Annotated in this window: 19 protein-coding genes; 9 read left to right on the top strand and 10 right to left on the bottom strand. The window is 67.1% G+C overall.

Features of this window, described 5'->3' with window-relative positions; translation table 11 throughout:
- Positions 1–26: 26 nt before the first annotated feature.
- The 6 genes from LW136_RS17985 to LW136_RS18010 all read right to left on the bottom strand — a co-directional run bounded on the left by LW136_RS17985 (position 27) and on the right by LW136_RS18010 (position 6,117).
- On the bottom strand, positions 27–2,228 hold the full coding sequence (locus LW136_RS17985) for a xanthine dehydrogenase family protein molybdopterin-binding subunit (RefSeq protein WP_234173345.1): 2,202 nt from the start codon (positions 2,226–2,228) through the stop codon (positions 27–29).
- A complete protein-coding gene (locus tag LW136_RS17990) occupies positions 2,225–3,211 on the bottom strand; it encodes an FAD binding domain-containing protein (protein WP_102821054.1) in 987 nt (328 codons plus the stop codon). The genes LW136_RS17985 and LW136_RS17990 overlap by 4 nt, the downstream gene beginning before the upstream one ends.
- Positions 3,208–3,720 (bottom strand): (2Fe-2S)-binding protein, encoded by a 513-nt coding sequence (locus LW136_RS17995; protein WP_234173346.1) that lies wholly within the window; start codon positions 3,718–3,720, stop codon positions 3,208–3,210. Before LW136_RS17995 ends, LW136_RS17990 begins: the two co-directional genes overlap by 4 nt.
- A gap of 197 nt (positions 3,721–3,917) precedes the next feature.
- Complete coding sequence (locus tag LW136_RS18000) at positions 3,918–4,508, bottom strand: nucleotidyltransferase family protein (RefSeq protein WP_125862651.1); 591 nt, start codon at positions 4,506–4,508, stop codon at positions 3,918–3,920.
- Entirely contained in the window at positions 4,501–5,478 is a 978-nt protein-coding gene (locus LW136_RS18005; RefSeq protein WP_234173347.1) for an XdhC family protein, read from the bottom strand. Before LW136_RS18005 ends, LW136_RS18000 begins: the two co-directional genes overlap by 8 nt.
- Positions 5,479–5,550: 72 nt before the next feature.
- Complete coding sequence (locus LW136_RS18010; RefSeq protein WP_234173348.1) at positions 5,551–6,117, bottom strand: DJ-1 family glyoxalase III; 567 nt, start codon at positions 6,115–6,117, stop codon at positions 5,551–5,553.
- Between the two features lie 131 nt (positions 6,118–6,248).
- On the opposite strand from LW136_RS18010, the gene LW136_RS18015 reads away from it, so the two are divergent.
- From LW136_RS18015 to LW136_RS18025, 3 genes are all read left to right on the top strand, one after another.
- Positions 6,249–7,544, top strand: a complete 1,296-nt coding sequence (locus LW136_RS18015) for an NCS2 family permease (RefSeq protein ID WP_046617847.1) — start codon at positions 6,249–6,251, stop codon at positions 7,542–7,544.
- Positions 7,545–7,666: 122 nt separating this feature from the next.
- Complete coding sequence (trmA, locus tag LW136_RS18020) at positions 7,667–8,755, top strand: tRNA (uridine(54)-C5)-methyltransferase TrmA (protein ID WP_234173349.1); 1,089 nt, start codon at positions 7,667–7,669, stop codon at positions 8,753–8,755.
- A gap of 74 nt (positions 8,756–8,829) precedes the next feature.
- Positions 8,830–10,224, top strand: coding sequence for an MBL fold metallo-hydrolase (locus tag LW136_RS18025; RefSeq protein WP_234173350.1), 1,395 nt, complete (start codon positions 8,830–8,832; stop codon positions 10,222–10,224).
- 143 nt (positions 10,225–10,367) lie between these two features.
- Here the strand turns inward: LW136_RS18025 and LW136_RS18030 are convergent, their stop codons facing one another.
- Positions 10,368–11,975: a 2Fe-2S iron-sulfur cluster-binding protein gene (locus LW136_RS18030; RefSeq protein ID WP_234173352.1), complete on the bottom strand. Its 1,608-nt coding sequence runs from the start codon at positions 11,973–11,975 to the stop codon at positions 10,368–10,370.
- Positions 11,976–12,115: 140 nt separating this feature from the next.
- Here LW136_RS18030 and LW136_RS18035 point away from each other — a divergent pair, with 140 nt between their 5' ends.
- The 6 genes from LW136_RS18035 to LW136_RS18060 all read left to right on the top strand — a co-directional run bounded on the left by LW136_RS18035 (position 12,116) and on the right by LW136_RS18060 (position 15,226).
- Positions 12,116–12,523, top strand: coding sequence for a DUF1924 domain-containing protein (locus tag LW136_RS18035; protein ID WP_003302072.1), 408 nt, complete (start codon positions 12,116–12,118; stop codon positions 12,521–12,523).
- A 10-nt stretch (positions 12,524–12,533) separates the two neighbouring features.
- Entirely contained in the window at positions 12,534–13,058 is a 525-nt protein-coding gene (locus LW136_RS18040) for a diheme cytochrome c (protein ID WP_003302071.1), read from the top strand.
- A gap of 150 nt (positions 13,059–13,208) precedes the next feature.
- A complete protein-coding gene (locus tag LW136_RS18045) occupies positions 13,209–13,769 on the top strand; it encodes an RNA polymerase sigma factor (RefSeq protein WP_003302070.1) in 561 nt (186 codons plus the stop codon).
- Positions 13,762–14,190, top strand: coding sequence for an anti-sigma factor family protein (locus LW136_RS18050; RefSeq protein ID WP_003302068.1), 429 nt, complete (start codon positions 13,762–13,764; stop codon positions 14,188–14,190). Before LW136_RS18045 ends, LW136_RS18050 begins: the two co-directional genes overlap by 8 nt.
- The gene (locus LW136_RS18055; protein ID WP_003302067.1) at positions 14,187–14,651 is read left to right on the top strand and encodes a periplasmic heavy metal sensor; all 465 of its coding nucleotides are present in this window, start codon (positions 14,187–14,189) and stop codon (positions 14,649–14,651) included. The genes LW136_RS18050 and LW136_RS18055 overlap by 4 nt, the downstream gene beginning before the upstream one ends.
- A 92-nt stretch (positions 14,652–14,743) precedes the next feature.
- A complete protein-coding gene (locus LW136_RS18060) occupies positions 14,744–15,226 on the top strand; it encodes a hypothetical protein (protein WP_003302065.1) in 483 nt (160 codons plus the stop codon).
- A gap of 13 nt (positions 15,227–15,239) precedes the next feature.
- Here the strand turns inward: LW136_RS18060 and LW136_RS18065 are convergent, their stop codons facing one another.
- From LW136_RS18065 to LW136_RS18075, 3 genes are read right to left on the bottom strand one after another with little or no spacing between them, the layout of a single operon-like run.
- Positions 15,240–17,390 carry an LTA synthase family protein gene (locus tag LW136_RS18065; protein ID WP_234173354.1) on the bottom strand — a complete coding sequence of 717 codons (2,151 nt, stop codon included), beginning with the start codon at positions 17,388–17,390 and terminating at the stop codon, positions 15,240–15,242.
- A gap of 11 nt (positions 17,391–17,401) precedes the next feature.
- Complete coding sequence (locus LW136_RS18070) at positions 17,402–17,830, bottom strand: diacylglycerol kinase (protein ID WP_003302061.1); 429 nt, start codon at positions 17,828–17,830, stop codon at positions 17,402–17,404.
- The gene (locus LW136_RS18075) at positions 17,820–18,539 is read right to left on the bottom strand and encodes a lipopolysaccharide kinase InaA family protein (RefSeq protein WP_044315173.1); all 720 of its coding nucleotides are present in this window, start codon (positions 18,537–18,539) and stop codon (positions 17,820–17,822) included. Before LW136_RS18075 ends, LW136_RS18070 begins: the two co-directional genes overlap by 11 nt.

The following is an 18,539-nucleotide window of genomic DNA, read 5'->3' on the forward strand; positions in this document are numbered from 1 at the left end:
ACATCGCAGCCGCCGTCGAAGGCGCGTTACAGCACCTTGTCCAGGGTGATCGGCAGATCCCGCACGCGCTTGCCCGTCGCGTTGTAGATCGCATTGGCCACCGCCGCCGCCACGCCGACAATGCCGATCTCGCCCACGCCTTTGGACCCCAGGTCGTTGACGATCTCGTCGTGTTCCTCGACGAAGATCACGTCGATCTCGGGAATGTCCGCGTTCACCGGGATGTGGTACTCGGCAAGGTTGTGGTTCATGTAGCGGCCGAGCCTGTGATCGATCAGCGTCTCCTCGTGCAGCGCCTGGCCGATGCCCCAGACCACGCCACCGACGATCTGGTTGCCGGCGGTCTTCGGGTTGACGATGCGGCCCGCGGCAATCGCGCTGACCACACGGCTGACCTTGATGGTGCCGAGGTCCTCGTCGACGCGCACCTCGACGAACACCGCCGAATGGGTTCCCGTCGCCCAGGCGTCGCGCTTCTCATCAGGCTTGACGCTGGCTTCGGCCTCCAATGCGCCGCTGACCTGGACGATGTCGCGCAGCGGCACGGCATGCTCGCCGGATTTCAGCCGCAGTTGGCCATCGACAAACTCCACCGTCTCCAGATTCGCTCCGGTAAAGGGTGAAGCCGGCGACTGCTGTACGGCGTCCAGCAGCTTCTGCCGCAGGCCGGCGCATGCGCGTTGCACCGCACTACCGACCGAGGACACGGTGGCCGAGCCACCCTCCAGCGGTGCCTGCGGCAGACTGGAATCGCCCAGGCGGAACTCCACCTCGGCCATCGACAGGCCCATCGCATCGGCGGCGATCTGGGTCATCGCGGTGTAGGTGCCGGTGCCGATGTCGGCGGTGGCGCTGGTCACCAGCAGCCGGCCGTCGGCATCGAGGCAGGCGCGCGCACTGGCCGGCATCTGCATCGCCTCCCAGACGCCGGTGGCCATGCCCATTCCGACCAGCTGATGACCGTCGCGCAGGCTGCGCGGTTGCGCTGGACGCCGCGACCAGCCGAAGCGCTCCGCACCCTGCTGGTAGCAGGCACGCAGCTCCTTGCTGGAATAGCGCTTGCCCTCGTTACCGTTGATGTCGGTGTAGTTGCGCAGGCGCAGCTCCAGCGGATCGATACCGACTTCATGGGCCAGCTCGTCCATCGCGCACTCAAGCGCATAGACACCGATGGTCGCGCCCGGGGCGCGCATGTCCAGCGGGGTATAGACGTCCAGCGGCGCCAGGCGGTAGCCGAGGCGCACGTTGTCGCAGGCGTAGAGCATGCCGGACCACTCCACCTCGTGCTCGGTGAAGTCCTCGAAGCGCGAGGTCTGGCCGATGGCCCTGTGCTCAATGGCCCGCAACCGTCCTTCGCCATCTGCCGCGAGCTTCAGCTGCTGGAAGGTGCGCGGGCGATAGCCGAAGGTGAACATCTGCTGGCGGGTCAGTTCGACGCGCACCGAGGCCTTCAGCTTGAGTGCGGCCATCACCGCCAGCGGCAGCTGGTACTGCGGCCGCAGGCCGGAGCCGAAGGCACCGCCGACGAAGGGCGCAAGCACGCGAATCTTGCCCTGCATGTCGAAGACCTGCTCCAGGTAGCGCTGGCAATTCTGCACGCCCTGGGTCTTGTCATGGATCAGCAGCTCACCGCCTGGCTGGTACTGGACGATGGATGCGTGCGGCTCCATCGGGTTGTGATGCTCGACCGGGGTGCTGTATTCGCTGTCGATGCGATTATCGGCAGCCGTGAACGCCGAATCGAAATCACCGCGCGGCTCTGGCAGCTCGGCCGGTGCGTCATGGGCCTGTTCGCGCGCGGCCTGCAGATCGGTCTGGTGCGCTTCGACCTCGTATTCGACGTGCACCAGGCTCGCCCCGTGCCGCGCCAGCGCCTGCGTTTCAGCAACGACCAACGCCAGTGGCTGGCCGCTGTAGAGCACGCGGTCGTTGTACAGCGGGCGGAACGGCGAGCCGTCGGCGGCATCGTCGTCCTCGTAAGGCTCGTCGTAGCTGGCCACCGGCGGGCGGTTCTGGTGGGTCAGCACCAGTCGCACGCCGGACAGTGCCTCGGCGGCGACGGCATCGATACGCATGATCCGGCCGCGGGCGATGCTGCTCGACACCACGGCGCCATACAGCAGCCCCGGCACATCGGCTTCGGCAGCGTAGCAGGCCTTACCGGTGACCTTGAGCGGACCGTCGACACGGTCCAGCGGCTTGCCCAGTGGAGAGTTGGCGCTGTTCATCGGACGGTTCCTCCGGCGGCTTCGGTCAGTGCACGCACGATGGCGCGCCGGGCCAGGTCGATCTTGAAAGCGTTGTCGGCGAGCGGTTGCGCGCCTTGCAGCAGGCGATCAGCCGCCGCGGCGAAACATTCGGGTTCGGCACGCTTGCCGCTGAGCAGTTCTTCAGCCTCCTCCAGGCGCCAGGGTTTGTGCGCCACGCCCCCGAGCGCGATACGCCCGCGGCGGATGATGTCGCCATCCATCTCCAGCGCCGCCGCGACGGACACCAGGGCGAATGCGTAGGAGGCGCGGTCACGCACCTTGAGATAGGCGCAGTGGCTGGCAAAACCTTCCACCGGTAGCTCGACGGCGGTGATCAGCTCGCCCTCGACGAGTACGTTGTCCTGCTGCGGCTGGTCGCCGGGCAGCCGGTGGAAGTCCACCAGCTCCAGGCGTCGCTTGCCGTGCGGCCCCTCCACATGCACCCGGGCATCCAGCGCCGCCAGCGCCACGCACATGTCCGACGGATGCACGGCGACGCAGTGTTCGCTGGCACCGAGAATCGCGTGGATGCGATTGCGCCCGTCACGCGCGCTGCAACCGGAGCCCGGCTCGCGCTTGTTGCAGGGCGTGGCGGTGTCGTAGAAGTAGTAGCAACGGGTGCGCTGCAGCAGGTTGCCGCCGGTGCTGGCCATGTTGCGCAGCTGCGGCGATGCCCCGGCAAGAATCGCCTTGCTCAGCAGCGGATAGCGCTGTTCGATCTGCGGGTGCCAGGCCAGGTCGGCGTTGCTCACCAGCGCACCGATGCGCAGGCCGCCCTCGGCGGTCTGCTCGATCTCGCGCAGCGGCAGGCCGTTGATGTCGATGAGCTGGCCGGGTTGCAGCACATTTTCTTTCATCAGGTCGAGCAGGTTGGTGCCGCCGGCGATGTAGCGGCTCTGCGGCCCGTGCAGGGCGATGGCCTGGTCAATACGTTCGGGGCGCTGATAGCTGAACGGCGTCATTGGGTACGCTCCTGGCCGCGCAGCGTCGGCAGCGCGTCTTCGATGGCGGCGAGGATGTTGGGATAGGCGCCGCAGCGGCAGAGGTTGCCGCTCATGTGTTCGCGAATCTCGTCGCGGCTGCTGGCGCGGTTCTCCGCCGCGAGCCCGGCGCCCGAGCAGATCTGCCCCGGCGTGCAGTAGCCGCACTGGAAGGCATCGTGCTTGACGAACGCAGCCTGCAGCGGATGCAGCGTCGCATCGCTGGCCAGGCCTTCGATGGTGGTCAGGCTGGCGCCGTCGTGCATCACCGCCAGGGTCAGGCAGCTGTTGATGCGCCGGCCGTCGAGCAGCACCGTGCAGGCGCCGCACTGGCCGTGATCGCAGCCTTTCTTGGTGCCGGTCAGGCCGAGCTGGTCGCGCAGCAGGTCGAGCAAGGTGGTCCAGGGTTGCACCTGGAGCTCACGGCGTTCGCCGTTCAGCTCCAGGCTGATGGTGCAGGTCTGGCCTGCGGCTGAAGAATTTTCGCTCATGGCGGCCTCACGGTTTGGGCGTTGGTATGCGCTGTCCGTGCGTCTTGGGGTACGACTGACGTGGCGCGAAAATCGTTCAGCCCTGCTGGTCGAGTGGCTGCGGCTGACTGAGGGTCATCTCGCCGCGAACGGCGTGGCGCTGCGCTCACCGGCCAATTGATTTGTGCTGGTTTTGGTAGTCGCTACGGCGATGGTCTTCAGGCCTGCCGGCGATCATCGGGATGGTCGATGTCCTGCAGTACACCGGGATCGTTCAGGGCGAGCTCCAGTACCGGGTGCGCCGCGAAAAGCACCTGAGCACCGCGATCACCATCCAGCTGCAGCAGCGCATCGCGATGGGCGCTGCCGATGCCGCGCGGATGGCCGGGGCGGCCGTCATAGGTCGGCACGACCAGGTTGTCTTCGCGGATTGCCGCCGCGATCTCGCGCAGGGTCCGCGGCTGCACATAGGGCATATCGGCCAGCGCCACCAGCCAGCCGTGCACTGCCGGCGCGTGGGCCACGGCCTGCGCAAGGCTGTGGCCGAGCCCGCGGGTTTCCAGCGCAAGCACCTCGCAGTCGGCAGCGTTGGCGCTAAGCCAGTCGCGCAGAGGCAGATTGTCTGCACGGGTCACCACCAGCAGCCGTTCGGCGACACCACGAAGGTTGGCCAGCGTGGTCGCCAGCACCGGCGGCGAAGACGCAGCAGCCAGGCTGGCCGCCAGCAACTTGTCCGCCCCACCGGCCGCGCGATAACGGCTGCCCTGCCCCGCGGCGAGAACGATGGCGCAGACGCCCGCTTCAGGCACAGCGCTGTTGTTCCGGCAACGCCTGGCTGACCAGAGCGCCGTTTTTCAGCGCAACCACTTCGGCCATCAAGGACAGTGCGATTTCCGCCGGTGTACGGCTGCCGATAGGCAAGCCGATGGGGCCGTGCAACCGCTGCACCTGGCGCTCGCCGAGGCCCAGCGACAGCAGGCGCGCCTTGCGCTTTTTGCTGTTGGCCCGCGAACCCAGCGCGCCGACGTAGAAGGCTTCGGACTGCAGCGCGGTAAGCAGCGCCATGTCGTCCAGTCGTGGATCGTGGGTCAACGCGACGATGGCGGTGTGCGCATCCGGTTCGATGGCCAGCACGGCATCGTCCGGCATGCCGGGGACGAAGCGCACCGCCGCCGCATCCCAGTCGTGGGCATAGCCTTCGCGCGGGTCGCAGATCAGTACTTCGAAGCCGAGGCCGTGGGCAAGATCGGCGACATAACGCGACAGCTGCCCGGCGCCGATCATCAGCAGGCGCCAGGCCGGGCCGAATGGTGCGCGCAGGGTATGGCCATCGAACTGCAGCGCAGCGTCGCGGTCGGCGGCTTGCAGCGTTACATCACCACTAGCGATATCCACGCAGCGCAGCAGCCGCTCGTGTGCGGCGCAGCGCCGCAGCAGCTCATCAATCCAGCCGGCATCGCACAGCGGCTCCTGCAGCAGGCGCAGGGTACCGCCGCAGGGCAGACCGAAACGTGCGGACTCTTCCTTGCTCACGCCGTAGGTGATCAGCTGGCAAGCCTGCGGTGGCTCGTCGGCCATGACCCGCGCAAGTAGATCGTCCTCGACGCAGCCACCGGACACCGAGCCTTCTACCCGGCCATCACCGCGCAGCGCCAGCAGCGAGCCAACCGGGCGCGGCGCGCTGCCCCAGGTTTCCAGCACCGTGTAGAGCACCACGGGATGGCCGTCACGCAACCATTCGCGGGCACGCCGCAGTACCGCCAGATCGACACTGTCCATTGATCTCCTCGGATTCAGCCCATTGCTGCCAGGACTCCCGGCAATGCAAGGAGTGACCGATCCGAGGCGAAGTTAGTTCGTCGTTACCGGCACCAGCATGGCGTCGGCTACTTCGCGGCGCTTGCCGCGGCCGGCCAGACGCTCCACCAGGGTCAGGGCGAACTCCACGGCAGTCGCCGGGCCCTGGCTGGTGATGCAGTTGCCGTCCACCACCACCGGCTGGTCAAGGAAATGCGTGCCGGTGAGGTTGTCGCTCATGCCCGGGTAGCAGGTCACCTGACGGCCTTTGAGCACGCCGTAGGGATGCAGCGCCACTGCCGGCGCGGCGCAAATCGCGGCGAAATCGAGACCGGCACGGGCCTGCTGGCGAACACGCTCGGCCAGCGGCTCCAGCTCGCCGAGGGTCTTCGCGCCGGGCATGCCACCGGGCAGCACGATGAGGTCGAAGTCCTGCGCCAGCACGTCGAGCAGCATGGCGTCGGCGGTGATCCGTGTACCGCGCGCGCAGGTCAGCATGCGTCGCTCTTCGGCACTGGCCACCAGCACCTCGAACTCGGCACGCCGTAGCACGTCGATCAGGGTGACGGCTTCCAGATCTTCGGAACCGTCGGCAATCGGAATCAGGACTCGTTTGCTCATGGCGTTCACCTGCTCAATGGAAATTCAACCGCGCTGCCGCCCGGTGTAAGATGCGCGGCTTTTGCGATGACACGCGAATCGCCCGCCAGAGGCGACAGCCCTCACACTGACCGGCACATAGAGGATCGACCATGCTGGAAAAGCTATTTCAACTCAAGGCGCACAACACCACGCTGCGCACCGAGGTCCTGGCCGGTATCACTACCTTCCTGACGATGGCCTACATCCTCTTCGTCAACCCGAGCATCCTCGCCGAAACCGGCATGGATCACGGCGCGGTGTTCGTTGCCACCTGCCTGGCCGCGGCCATCGGCTCGGCGATCATGGGCCTGGTTGCCAACTACCCGATCGCGCTGGCGCCGGGCATGGGCCTGAACGCCTTCTTCACCTACACCGTCGTGCTGACCATGGGTTACACCTGGCAGACCGCGCTGGGTGCGGTGTTCCTCTCCGGCGTGATCTTCTTCGGCCTGTCGATCTTCAAGATTCGCGAGTGGATCATCCACAGCATTCCGCTGGCCCTGCGTGCCGGCATCGCTGCGGGTATCGGCCTGTTCCTGGCGATCATCGCGCTGAAGAACGCCGGCATCGTCGTCGACAACCCGGCCACTCTGGTCGGCCTCGGTGACCTCAGCGCCGGCGGCCCGCTGCTGGCCTGCCTGGGCTTTTTCCTGATCGCCGCGCTGGCCTATCGCCAGGTCACCGGTGCGGTGATGATCGGCATTCTGGTGGTAACCGGCCTGTCGATCCTGCTCGGCCTGTCGCAGCTCAACGGCGTGATGTCGATGCCGCCGTCGCTGGCGCCGACCCTTATGCAGCTGGACATCATGGGCGCGCTGGATATCGGCCTGATCAGCGTGATCTTCGCCTTTCTCTTCGTCGACCTGTTCGACACCTCCGGCACCCTGATCGGCGTGGCGCAGAAGGCCGACCTGCTGGACAAGGACGGCAAGATGCCGCGCCTGGGCCGCGCCCTGCTGGCCGACAGCACCGCAACCATGGCCGGCGCCGCGCTGGGCACCTCGACCACCACCAGCTACATCGAATCCGCCGCCGGTACCGCCGCCGGTGGCCGCACCGGCCTGACCGCCTGCGTGGTCGCCCTGCTGTTCCTGCTCAGCCTGTTCTTCGCCCCGCTGGCCGGTGCCGTGCCGGCCTACGCCACCGCGCCGGCGCTGCTGTTCGTAGCCGTGCTGATGATGAGCAGCCTGGCCAGCATCGACTGGGACGACCTCACCGTCGCCGCGCCGGTCGTGGTTGCCGCGCTGGCCATGCCGCTGACCTTCTCCATCGCCAACGGCATCGCCTTCGGCTTCATCGCCTGGACGGCGATCAAGCTGCTGGCCGGCCGCTGGCGCGAGCTGAGCCCGGCGATGTGGATTCTCTCGGCGCTGTTCGTGGTCAAGCTGGGCTGGTTCGCCGGCTGATCGCAGCGTAGGGTGGATGACGCTTTTCTCATCCACCTTCCGTGCGGTAACGGTGGATGGATGAAGCGTCAGCTGCGCGCCCCGATCCACCCTACGATTTACCTACCTTTCCAAGAGTCTTCATGAGCGCTCCGCAATTCGCCCCCGCCACCTACGACGCCCAGCTCGCCGAGAAAACCGCCCGGCTGGTGGAACTGCTGGCGCCGTTCGATGCACCGGCACCGGAAGTCTTCGACTCGCCCCGCGAGCATTACCGCCTGCGCACCGAATTCCGCCTGTGGCGCGAAGAGGGCCAGCGCCACTACGCGATGTTCGAGCAGGGCGACAAGCACAAAGCCATTCTGATCGACGACTTCCCCATCGCCAGTCGCCGCATCAACGAGCTGATGCCGCAGCTGAAGGCTGCCTGGCAGGCGTCGGAAGTGCTCAGCTTCAAACTGTTCCAGGTCGAATTCCTCACCACCCTGACCGGCGATGCGCTAATCACCCTTGCCTACCACCGACCTCTGGACGATGCCTGGCAGCAGGGGGCAGAAAAGCTAGCCGAAGCGCTGGGCGTCAGCATCGTCGGCCGCTCCAAGGGCAAGCGCATCGTCATCGGTCGCGATTACGTTGAAGAAGCGCTGTTCGTCGCCGGCCGCACCTTTCGCTATCGCCAGCCGGAAGGGGCCTTCACCCAACCCAACGGCGAGGTCTGCCAGAAGATGCTGAACTGGGCCTTCGAGGCGCTCGGTGAGCGCGACGACGACCTGCTCGAGCTGTACTGCGGCAACGGCAACTTCACCCTGCCGCTGGCCACTCGCGTGCGCCGCGTGCTGGCCACGGAGATCAGCAAGACTTCGGTCAACGCCGCGCTGGCCAATATCGCCGACAACGGCATCGACAACATCGAGCTGGTGCGTCTTTCCGCCGAGGAGCTGACCCAGGCGCTGAACGAGGTGCGCCCGTTCCGCCGCCTGGCCCATATCGACCTGAAGAGCTACGACTTCGGCAGCATCTTTGTCGACCCACCGCGCGCCGGCATGGACCCGGACACGTGCGAACTGGCCCGTCGCTTCGAGCGCATCCTCTACATCTCCTGCAACCCGGAAACCCTGGCGCAGAACATCGCCCAGCTCGCCGACACCCATCGCATCGAGCGCTGTGCGCTGTTCGACCAGTTCCCATACACCCACCACATGGAATCCGGGGTGCTGCTGGTCCGCAAGTGATCGGCCCGACTGAACGCCGGCCGCCTGGCGGCGTTCCACATCCATAACCACTGACACGTTATGGATGTGACAGCATGCTGGTTTTCGAGCCGTTCTATACCGATGGCCTGGCGCAGATTTCCTACATGGTGGGCGACAGCAATGCCGCGGTCGCCGCGGTGATCGACCCGCGGCGCGACGTCGATATCTACCTCGACCTGGCCCGCGAAAAAGGCCTGCGCATCGCCTACGCCATCGAAACCCACATCCATGCCGACTTCGTCTCCGGTGCCCAGGCGCTGGCCGAACGCAGCGGCGCAGAGATCATCGGCGGCTGCTCAGCGGACTACGGTTTCGAGCTGCGCCAGGCTGCCGATGGCGAGGTGCTGGAGCTCGGCCAGGTCAGCCTGGAAATCATCTACTCGCCCGGTCACACGCCGGAACACATCTCCCTGCTGCTGCGCGACAGCCAGCAGGGCAAACAGCCGTTCGCTCTCTTCACCGGCGACACCCTGTTCAACCTCGACGTCGGCCGGCCGGACCTGCTCGGCGAAGACAGCACCCGACAACTGGCCGCGCAGCTTTACGGCACGCTGTTCACCCGCTACCTGCCGCTGGGCGAACGCATCGAGATTTACCCGTGTCACGGCGCCGGCTCGGCCTGCGGCAAGTCCATCGGCGACCGCCACCACTCCACGCTCGGCAACGAGCTGCTGTTCAATCCGGCACTTAACCAGCAACGCAGCGAGCGTGAATTCGTCGACTGGCTACTAACCGACATGCCCGAGCCGCCGCGCCACTATGCGCGGCTGAAGAAGCTCAACACCCGTCCAGCGATGAATACCGGCGGTCCAGCGCTGCCGCCGCCGCTGGCACCGGAGGAGTTCCGCCAGCGCACCGCCGACCACAGCGCCGTGCAGCTGGTGGACCTGCGCTCGATCCTCGCCTTCGGCGGCGGCCATGTGCCCGGCGCGCTGAATATCGCGCTGCGCAACGAGTTCGTCAGCTGGGCCGGCTGGATGCTCGACGACCAGCGACCGATCTACCTGATCGGCGAAGACAGTCACGAAATCCACCAGGCGACGCTGCAGCTGTACCGCATCGGCCTCGACCACGTGGCGGGTTACCTGCGCAACGGCATGAGCGACTGGCAGAACGCCGGCCTGCCACTGGAGTGCGTCGGCGAATGGACGGTGCACGAGCTCGATCGTCGCCGCGACGATCCCCAGGTACAGGTACTCGACGTGCGTGCCCCCGAGGAGGTCGAGCAAGGGCGCGTGCCCGGCGCCCGCCACGCCTTCGTCGCCCATCTGCCCGAAGGACTGGAGCAACTGGACAAGGACAGGACCGTGGCGACCTATTGCGGCAGCGGTTACCGCGCCTCGATCGCAGCCAGCATCCTCAAGCGCGAGGGTTTCCGCGACGTGGTAAACGTGCCCGGCTCGTGGCTCGCCTGGCAGAAGCACGATCTGCCGGTGGCGGAGCGCTAAGCCCGCCGCGGGGTAACCCGCCAAGGGTGGAAAACGGCCGACGGCCTTTTCGACTGCCCGGGCGCTTCCGCCCGCCGGATAAAGGCTATGCCGTTATCCGGCGAACGCTGCGTCAAATCATGCAAACCAGGGCCTTTTGCATCTCAGTACTCCACCTGCAATTCGGCGCTGCGCGGTTCGGCCTGGCAGGCCAGCGTCCAGCCCTGGCGCACCTCGCTTTCGCTCAGCACCTGATTGCTGCGCATGCTCACGCTGCCCTCCACCACCCGGCACTTGCAGGCGGCGCAGACACCCGAGCGGCAGGCGCTCGGTGGTTGCAGGCCGGCGTGCTCCATAGCCTCCAGCAGCACCTCTCCACGCGGCACGTCCAATTCGTGACGGCGACCGTCGAGCGCGACCCGCAGGCGACTGCGGCGCCCGCCCGGTGCGACCGTCGGCACTGCGGCGGCAAAGCGCTCCAGATGGATGCGCGCCGTATCCACACCCAGCTCGCCCAGCGCGGCACCGGCAGCATCCATGAACGGTTGCGGCCCGCAGATGAAGGCGTCGGCCACCGTCCAGTCAGCGATCTTCGCGGCAATCGCCGAGCCGCTCGGCACACCCTGTTCGGCATCAAGCCAGATGCGCAGCTGCAGACGCTCGGGGTAACGCGCAGACCACTCGGCCAGCTCCTCAGCAAAGATCAGCGAGGCAGCATCGCGGCTGGCATAGAACAGCCGTACCTGCCCGCTGCCCTCGACCAGCGCGGCCTGCAGGATCGCCATCAGCGGCGTGATACCGCTGCCGGCGCCGAGCAGCAGCAGATCGTCATCCAGGTTGCGCGGCACGAACACGCCGGCCGGCGGCAGCGCCTCGATGCAATCGCCCGCCTGCAGATTGTCCAGCAGCCAGTTCGACGCGCGGCCGCCGGGCACCCGCTTGATGGTGATGCGCAGCGCGCCATCCGCCTGCGGCCGCTGCGACAGCGAGTAGCAGCGCAGCAGCGCCGGCTCGGCGCCGGGCACCTTCAGCGTGAGGAACTGCCCCGGCTGCGCGGTAAAGCGGGCGCGCTGGGCGGCCGGTACCTGCAGGGTGAACGAGCAGCTGTCGGCGGTTTCGGCCTGGCGTGAGGCAATGCGCAGACGGGTGAATTCACCGGCAACCGGCGTCGGCGACGATGCGAGCGAGGTCGCCACCGCAGTTGCAGCCGGCGCCGCGGCCGAAGCCGAAGCCGAAGCCGAAGGTGCAGTCGAAGCCGGCCCCGACTTGGGCACGCCACGCAGCATCGGCCACACCGACTTGCGGCGGAACAGCAGCACATAGCCGACATGCAGGCCGATCAGCCACAGCCCCAGATTGGCGAAGAACTCGTGCACTTCCTCGGCATCGCCCATCCAGCCGATGAAATCGATGTCGCTGGCGGCGCCGAAGACATCCGGCCCCACGCCCGGCAGGGCGGCCAGCACATCGCCGTTGTCGACCATACCCAGGCCGACCACGCTGGCAATGGCGAAACTGCCCAGCGCGCCGACCGTCAGCCACTTGCCGACGCTCGACAGGCCCGGCTTGCTCCGCTGGCCCTTCGGCGGCAGCAGCTGTGGGAAGCCGCGCAGGCGCAGCGGCACGATCAGCAGGCGCCACACCAACAGCGCCACCAGGCCGTAGCCCAGCCAGATATGCAGCGTCTCGGCGTCGTCACCGCTGAGGTAGGCGCCAAGAAAGAAACCGGCCAGCAGCCAGTGGAACAGACGGAAACGATTGAAAGCAGCCACGACGGCGATCCTCATTGAATGGATGCCGCCTTTGTATTCCTGCGAGCTGAAACGAAACTGAACGCCGCCAGCCGCTGCGGTTCAGCTTGGCGTAAGGCGGCGCGCCTAGGCTGCACTCATTCCCAACCGGAGAGCGCACCATGAAAGCCCGCTGGATCATCCTCCTGTCCTGCTGCCTGAGCCTGCCCGCCCTGGCCGAAACCGAACACCCACTGCTGCCCGGCTACGCCGCCCAGGCGCGTCAGGAGAATCCGAACTTCGCCGGTTTCTCCGCCGAGCGCGGCAAGGCGCTGTACTTCGCCGAGGAGCAGCGCAATGGCAAGACCATGAGCTGCACCACCTGCCACACCGCCGACCCGCGTCAGCCCGGCAAGACGCCGGCGCATCGCAAGGTCGATCCGCTGGCGCCGGCAGCCAACCCCGAGCGCTTCACCGACCTGAAGAAGGTCGAGAAATGGTTCCGCCGCAACTGCGACGACGTCTACGCCCGTGAATGCACCGCGCAGGAAAAAGGTGACTTCATCAGCTGGATCGACAGCATCAAATAAGGAGCCTGCCATGAAGATCGCACCCCTCGCTGCCGTCGCCGGGCTGGGCCTGACCCTGGTACTGGCCGGCCTCAGCTTCGCCGATGACGACGACCATCGAGAGCGCAAGGGCTACAAGCGGCCCAAGCGCCTGACGGTACCCAGCGACGCACCGCTGGTGTGGAAGGAAGAATGCGCGGCCTGCCACATGCTCTATTCTCCCGGCCTGCTGCCTGCCGATGCCTGGCGCGAGCAGATGCGCACCCTGGGCGATCACTACGGCAGCAACGCGTCGCTGGACCCGGTGCAGGAAAAGGAAATCCTCGACTTCCTGGTCCGCGCCTCGGCCGCCAACCGCCTACCGGTGGAGCCGTCACCCACCGCCGGCGAGCCGCCACGCATCAGCCAGACGCGCTGGTTCGAGCACAAACACGACGAGCTCAGCGAAGCCAAGTTCGCCCGCGAGTCGGTCGGCGGCCGCTTCAACTGCGTGGCCTGCCATCGCGACGCGGAAAAAGGCGACTTCGACGAGGACCGGGTGAAGATTCCGCGCTGAGACAAAAATAGCCGGAACATTTCGCCAACCGTTGCGTTATATCCCTGCGGCAACCCGGCCGGCAGCGCACGGGCACCGGTAAAAACCGAGGCGTTGGCAACGCAGCAGGTTTTAGCGGCGCCCTGCGCGGTCAACCCAGACGAGCGCTTAATGAACGACAGCGAACAGGACCTCATCCAGCAGGCCGCGCGTGGTGATCGCCAGGCGTTCGGCACGCTAGTGCGCGTCCATCAGGCGCGGGTCTTCCACTTCCTCCGTCGCCTGCTCGGCAGCGCCGACGAGGCCGCTGACCTGACTCAGGAAACGTTCATCCGCGCCTTCCAGGCGCTGCCCAGATGGCGCCCGGAAGCACGCTTGCAGACCTGGTTGCTGCAGATCGCACGCAATGCCGCGCTGGATACGCTGCGCCAGCGGCAACGCTACGTCGACGTGGCGCCGGAGGAACTGGCCGAGCCGGTCGATCCAGCGCCATCGCCGCTGAGCCGACTGCAGGCCGGTCGCGATCTGGCATTGCTGGAACGCTTGCTAGCCCGCCTGCCCCACGAACAGCGCGAGATCCTGCTGCTGCGCGAGGTGGAGGGGCTGGCCTACGACGAACTGGCCGCCACGCTGCAGCTCGCCGCCGGCACCGTCAAGTCGCGCCTGGCACGCGCCCGCGAGGCGCTGCTGCACGGCTATCGCCAGGCCAACGGAGGCACCCTCGATGACTGAGCATCTGGACATGGCGATCCTGTCCGCCTACCTCGACAACGAACTCGACGCCGCCGCACAGCGCCACGCCGCCGCCCACCTGGCGGGTTGTCCGCAGTGTCGCGCCACCCTGGCCGAACTCGACGGGCTCGGCCAGGGCTTGCGTGCGCTGGCCTGCCCGGAGTTGCCGGCCGAGTTGCAGGCGCGTCTGCAGCGGCCCTTCGCGCCGCCGCCCGTGCGCAGCTGGTGGGCCCGGCACTGGGCGCAGGGTATCGGCGCCGCGGCGTCGGTCCTGCTCGGCCTGCTGCTCGGCTATGCCCTGCCCGGCCAGCCGCCGGGCAGCTCACCCAGCCACGACCTGCTCGCCGTCCTCGGCAGCACCCCACCCGGCGCGCTCTGCGCGCGCCCCGAATTCTGCTACCTGAAGGTAAACCTGAAATGAGCAACACCACCCTGCGCAATGCCCTGGTCCTGTCCGTGCTGGTCAACGTCGGCGTGCTCGCCGGCCTTGGCTGGCAGAAACTCAGTCGCGATGGCCTGCCGATGCCCTCCGGCGCACCGACCGAGCTGTCGCGCGAGCTGCAACTGAGCGCCAGCCAGCTGCAGCGCTGGCACGATGCCGAGGCGCCGTTCCTGGCCTACCTGCGCGCCTCCAACGCCAGCCTCGGCGAACACCGCAACCGGCTGATCGAGGCGATCTTCGCCGAACAGGTGGACCGCACGGTGATCGACGCCGAGCAGGCGAAGATCGCCGAACTGCAGAACGAACAGCAGCGCCTGCTCATCGACCAGCTGCTGCAGGAGCGCGAGATCCTCGAACCGCAGCAGCGCGCGCGGCTCGCCCAGGTGCTCACGCAGCAGTCGTTCGGCGCCGACAGCATCGAGCAATTGCACCGCAAATGACGGATTGCACGGCGCGATGGAACAAAACCGTCGCGCCTGCGTTAGAACATCAGGAGCCGCACTTCGCCGGCTCGCTCAATGGAGTTCTATCGATGATCCGCAAACCCCACGCTCTCGCCCTCGCCATCATCCTCGCCGGCACCCTCGGCCACGCCGGCACCAGCCTCGCCGCCACCAGCCATGACCACGGCCACGGCGAAGGCGCGCCGGCGCTGCAACTCGATGCCGGCAAGCGCTGGGCCACCGACGCGCCGCTGCGCCAGGCAATGGGCACCATCAACAACGATATGCGCCAGGCGCTGCCGGCGATCCACGAAGACCGTCTGCCCGCCGCCCGCTACGGCGAACTGGCCGAGACGGTGCGCGGCCAGGTCGCCTACATGGTGGAGAACTGCAAGCTGAGCGCCGAGGCCGACGCGCAGCTGCACCTGATCATCGCCCAGCTGCTCGCCGGTGCCGACGCCATGAGCGGCGCCCCGGCCGGTCAGCGCGACGGCGCGGTGACGGTGGTCGGCGCGCTGGGCGACTACGCCACTTACTTCGCCGACGACAGCTTCAAGCCGCTGGAACACTGATCGACCGCCGCGCTCAACCCTTGTCCGGCCGTGCCGGCGGGGCCGCTTTCACCGCGAGCGGCACCTCGGCGGCCACCGCTTCCGACTCGCCCTCGCCGCTGCGATCTCCGCTGGTGTTGGCCAGCAGGCTGGCGGTGGCGGTCTGCAGGTAGGCGTGCAGCTGGCGCAGCAGCTGCGGCTGATCCTCGGCAGCGGCGATCCGCTCGCCAGCCGGTTCACCGCCCAGGCGATAGCGATACAGCCGCGCCGGCTGCTCCTTGGGCTGTACCAGCACCCGATCACCGCGGATCAGCGCCACGGTCTGGTCGCTGCCCGACGGCTTGACGATGCCGAAACCCGGATCGTCCGCCGGCAGGCTGAGCAAATCGCGGCCCCAGCATTGATGACGCACCTCGCCACCGAGGCGGCCCATGATGGTCGGCACCACGTCCACCTGCGTACCGACCACCTCGCGACGGCTGCCGAAACGCTCGGTGACGCCCGGGGCGATCAGCAGCAGCGGCACGTGGAAGCGCAGCAAGTCCATCTCGGTGACTTCCTCCGGCGCGCCGAAACCGTGGTCGCCGACCACCACGAACAAGGTCTGCTTGAACCAAGGCTGGTTACGCACCTTGTCGAAGAACTGCCCCAGCGCCCAGTCCGAATAACGCATCGCCGTCAGATGCTGATCCAGCGCGCCATGCCCCTCGACAGCAGCGACCGGCAACTGCTCGGGCAGCGCATACGGCGTGTGGTTGGACAGCGTCTGCAGCAGCGCATAGAACGGCGCGCCGTTATCCAGCTTGCCCAGCTCCTCGGCGGCGCGGGTGAACATGTCCTGGTCGGAAACGCCCCAGGTCGGGTCGGAAACCACCGGATTCACGTAGTCGTTGCGGCCGACGAAGCGCTTCATGCCCTGGTTGCCGAAGAACCCCGCCTGGTTGTCCCAGGCGAAATCGCCGTTGTAGACGTAAACGTCGTCGAACGCCCGCGCACCGAGCAGCTGCGGCAGGCCGGAGAAGCGATGGCCGCCTTCGGGCGTCTGCATCAGGTACTCGAAGCCCGGCAGGTTGGGAAAGCAGGCCATGCTGGCGAACATGCCCTGGTGGGTGTGGGTGCCGTTGGCGAAGAAGCGCTCGAACAACAGCCCCTCGCCGGCCAGGCGGTCGAAGTTCGGCGTGATGCCGTCGGCACTGCCGAGCGCGCCGACATAGCGGCCGGCGAAGCTCTCCATGAGGATCACCACCACGTTGCGCACCGCCAGCTGGCCGTCCGCCGGCGGCTGGAAGTCACGGCGCACCGGCGCCAGCTCGGCGTCCACCAACCGGTCGTTGGCGGTCAGCAGCAGCTCGCGGGTGATAGCCTGCGCATCCGCCACCGGCAGTGTCGCCTTCCAGCTATTGTCGCGGTGGCTGGAAAAGCGGTTCTTCGCCGCGTCATACAGCGACAGTGTCGCGTTCAGGCCGAGGTGATTGGCGAACATCGACTCGGTGGTAAAGGCATCGCCCCAACGCAGCGGCGGTCCCTGGCGCAGCGTGCCGCGGGCAGCCACCACGCAGACCAGTATCAGCACGCCGAATACCGCCGCGCGGGTATACCAGGCCGAGCCGCGGCGGCTCGCGCCGGTCTCGCGCACAGCCGGCGCGCCACGGGTCAGCCGCTCCAGCCAGCCGAACAGGGCGTACATCGCCGCGCTCGCCACACCCCAGCTCGCCAGCAGTTGCAGTACCGGGAAGCCGTGCCAGAGCATGCTCAGCACCGTCGCCGGGTCTTCCTGCAGATACTGGAACACCAGACTGTTCAGGCGCTGATGGAACTCGCGATAGAAGTTCAGCTCGATCAGCCCGAGCAGGATCGTCAGGCTGGCACACACACTCAACCACAGCCGCAGCAGGCCCCGGGCGGCCATCATGCGCATGCTCAGCACGCCGAGCAGCAGTGGCAGCAGGATGTACACCGTTACCCGCAGGTCGAAGCGCAGGCCGTTGCCGAACGCCTCGACGAAGCTGGCAAGCGGCGTGCTGCCGATCAGTTCGCGGTTGAACAGCAGCAAGCCCAGCCGCAGCAGCGCAAACAGCGCCAGCAGGGCCAGCGCACTGGCGAACGTGAAGCGCAGGTGCGCGGCCAGGCAATTGAAGCCGGACGCCGGGCGCTCTCGAGCAGGGCGTCGCAAAGAGGAAAGCATGGGTACGTCCTTCAGGGGATGAGGATCACCGCCCAGACCAGACCGATCAGGCACAGCGCCAGCAATTGCGCGGCGCTTCCCATGTCCTTGGCCTGTTTGGCGAGCGGATGCAGTTCGAAAGAGATGCGGTCGACCGTCGCCTCGATGGCCGAGTTGAGCAGTTCGACGATCAGGCCGAGAAACACCACGGCAATCAGCACGGCGCGCTCGACGCGGCTGACGTCGAACAGAAACGCCAAGGGAATCAGCAGCAGATTCAGCAGCACCAGCTGGCGAAACGCCGCTTCGCCTCTATAAGCGGCCTTGAGACCTGCAGCCGAATAGCCGGACGCGTACCAGATGCGCGCCAGTCCGCTGCGCCCCTTCAGCGCCGCACCGTCGGCCGGCACGTCGACGCTGGCCACGGTATCGGTAGCCGCGCAGGTCGGCTCAGATGACATCGCAGCGCAACTCGCTGAAGGTGCGGTGGGCGGCCAGCAATCGTTGCCAGTCCTGTTCCGGCATGGCCTGGCGATGACGCTTGAGCTGGCGCAGGTCATGCCGTGCCGCGGCGCTGCGCCGCAAACGGCGACGACTCTTTTCCAGATCGAGCAGCGCGACTTCGACGCTGGCCGCGTCACCTTCACCCTGAACCCTGATGAAGATGTGCTTGGGGTAGCAGCAGCCATGCTGCCAGCGTGCCTGATGAATGCGCGCCAGGGTGATCCCGACCGCCGCTAGCATGCGCTCCTGTACCGTCGGGCCGAAGCGCCCCCCCAAGTCCTGTTGATACCAGTCCTCCAGGCTGACGAAGCCTTCCAGCTCCGCCGTCACCAGCAGCGCCTGCCACTGGCCGGCCTGTTGTCGCGTGCCGAAGTAGACCAGTTCCGGCACCTGCACGCCGAGCCGGGCGAATGCTTGCAGCGCCTGCAATTCGCGCAGCACCGTGGGCCGGCCGAACGGGTGCAGCAGCGAGCGATACAGGTGGCCAATCTGCCGTTTGCAGTACAGCAGCGGCTGCTGCGGATCGCGTAGCCGTATCCGTTGCACGCCGCTTTCGCCGGCGCGCCGCTGATTGGGCTCCTCGACCCATTCGCCCTGGGTGTTCCACCAGCGCTGGAAGGTGCTGGTACGCGCTTCGCGGGCCGGCAGTACGAGTGGTCGGCTCAT

The organism is Stutzerimonas kunmingensis, from assembly GCF_021432085.1.
In the GTDB taxonomy this organism is placed as follows: Bacteria; Pseudomonadota; Gammaproteobacteria; order Pseudomonadales; family Pseudomonadaceae; genus Stutzerimonas.

What these genes read in the sequence shown, in the direction of transcription:
- LW136_RS17985 (WP_234173345.1), bottom strand. Translation starts at nt 2,228, where the DNA reads ATGAACAGCGCCAACTCTCCACTGGGCAAGCCGCTGGACCGTGTCGAC.
- LW136_RS17990 (WP_102821054.1), bottom strand. Translation starts at nt 3,211, where the DNA reads ATGACGCCGTTCAGCTATCAGCGCCCCGAACGTATTGACCAGGCCATC.
- LW136_RS17995 (WP_234173346.1), bottom strand. Translation starts at nt 3,720, where the DNA reads ATGAGCGAAAATTCTTCAGCCGCAGGCCAGACCTGCACCATCAGCCTG.
- LW136_RS18005 (WP_234173347.1), bottom strand. Translation starts at nt 5,478, where the DNA reads ATGGACAGTGTCGATCTGGCGGTACTGCGGCGTGCCCGCGAATGGTTG.
- LW136_RS18010 (WP_234173348.1), bottom strand. Translation starts at nt 6,117, where the DNA reads ATGAGCAAACGAGTCCTGATTCCGATTGCCGACGGTTCCGAAGATCTG.
- LW136_RS18015 (WP_046617847.1), top strand. Translation starts at nt 6,249, where the DNA reads ATGCTGGAAAAGCTATTTCAACTCAAGGCGCACAACACCACGCTGCGC.
- trmA (WP_234173349.1), top strand. Translation starts at nt 7,667, where the DNA reads ATGAGCGCTCCGCAATTCGCCCCCGCCACCTACGACGCCCAGCTCGCC.
- LW136_RS18025 (WP_234173350.1), top strand. Translation starts at nt 8,830, where the DNA reads ATGCTGGTTTTCGAGCCGTTCTATACCGATGGCCTGGCGCAGATTTCC.
- LW136_RS18035 (WP_003302072.1), top strand. Translation starts at nt 12,116, where the DNA reads ATGAAAGCCCGCTGGATCATCCTCCTGTCCTGCTGCCTGAGCCTGCCC.
- LW136_RS18040 (WP_003302071.1), top strand. Translation starts at nt 12,534, where the DNA reads ATGAAGATCGCACCCCTCGCTGCCGTCGCCGGGCTGGGCCTGACCCTG.
- LW136_RS18045 (WP_003302070.1), top strand. Translation starts at nt 13,209, where the DNA reads ATGAACGACAGCGAACAGGACCTCATCCAGCAGGCCGCGCGTGGTGAT.
- LW136_RS18050 (WP_003302068.1), top strand. Translation starts at nt 13,762, where the DNA reads ATGACTGAGCATCTGGACATGGCGATCCTGTCCGCCTACCTCGACAAC.
- LW136_RS18055 (WP_003302067.1), top strand. Translation starts at nt 14,187, where the DNA reads ATGAGCAACACCACCCTGCGCAATGCCCTGGTCCTGTCCGTGCTGGTC.
- LW136_RS18060 (WP_003302065.1), top strand. Translation starts at nt 14,744, where the DNA reads ATGATCCGCAAACCCCACGCTCTCGCCCTCGCCATCATCCTCGCCGGC.
- LW136_RS18065 (WP_234173354.1), bottom strand. Translation starts at nt 17,390, where the DNA reads ATGCTTTCCTCTTTGCGACGCCCTGCTCGAGAGCGCCCGGCGTCCGGC.
- LW136_RS18070 (WP_003302061.1), bottom strand. Translation starts at nt 17,830, where the DNA reads ATGTCATCTGAGCCGACCTGCGCGGCTACCGATACCGTGGCCAGCGTC.
- LW136_RS18075 (WP_044315173.1), bottom strand. Translation starts at nt 18,539, where the DNA reads ATGAGCCGACCACTCGTACTGCCGGCCCGCGAAGCGCGTACCAGCACC.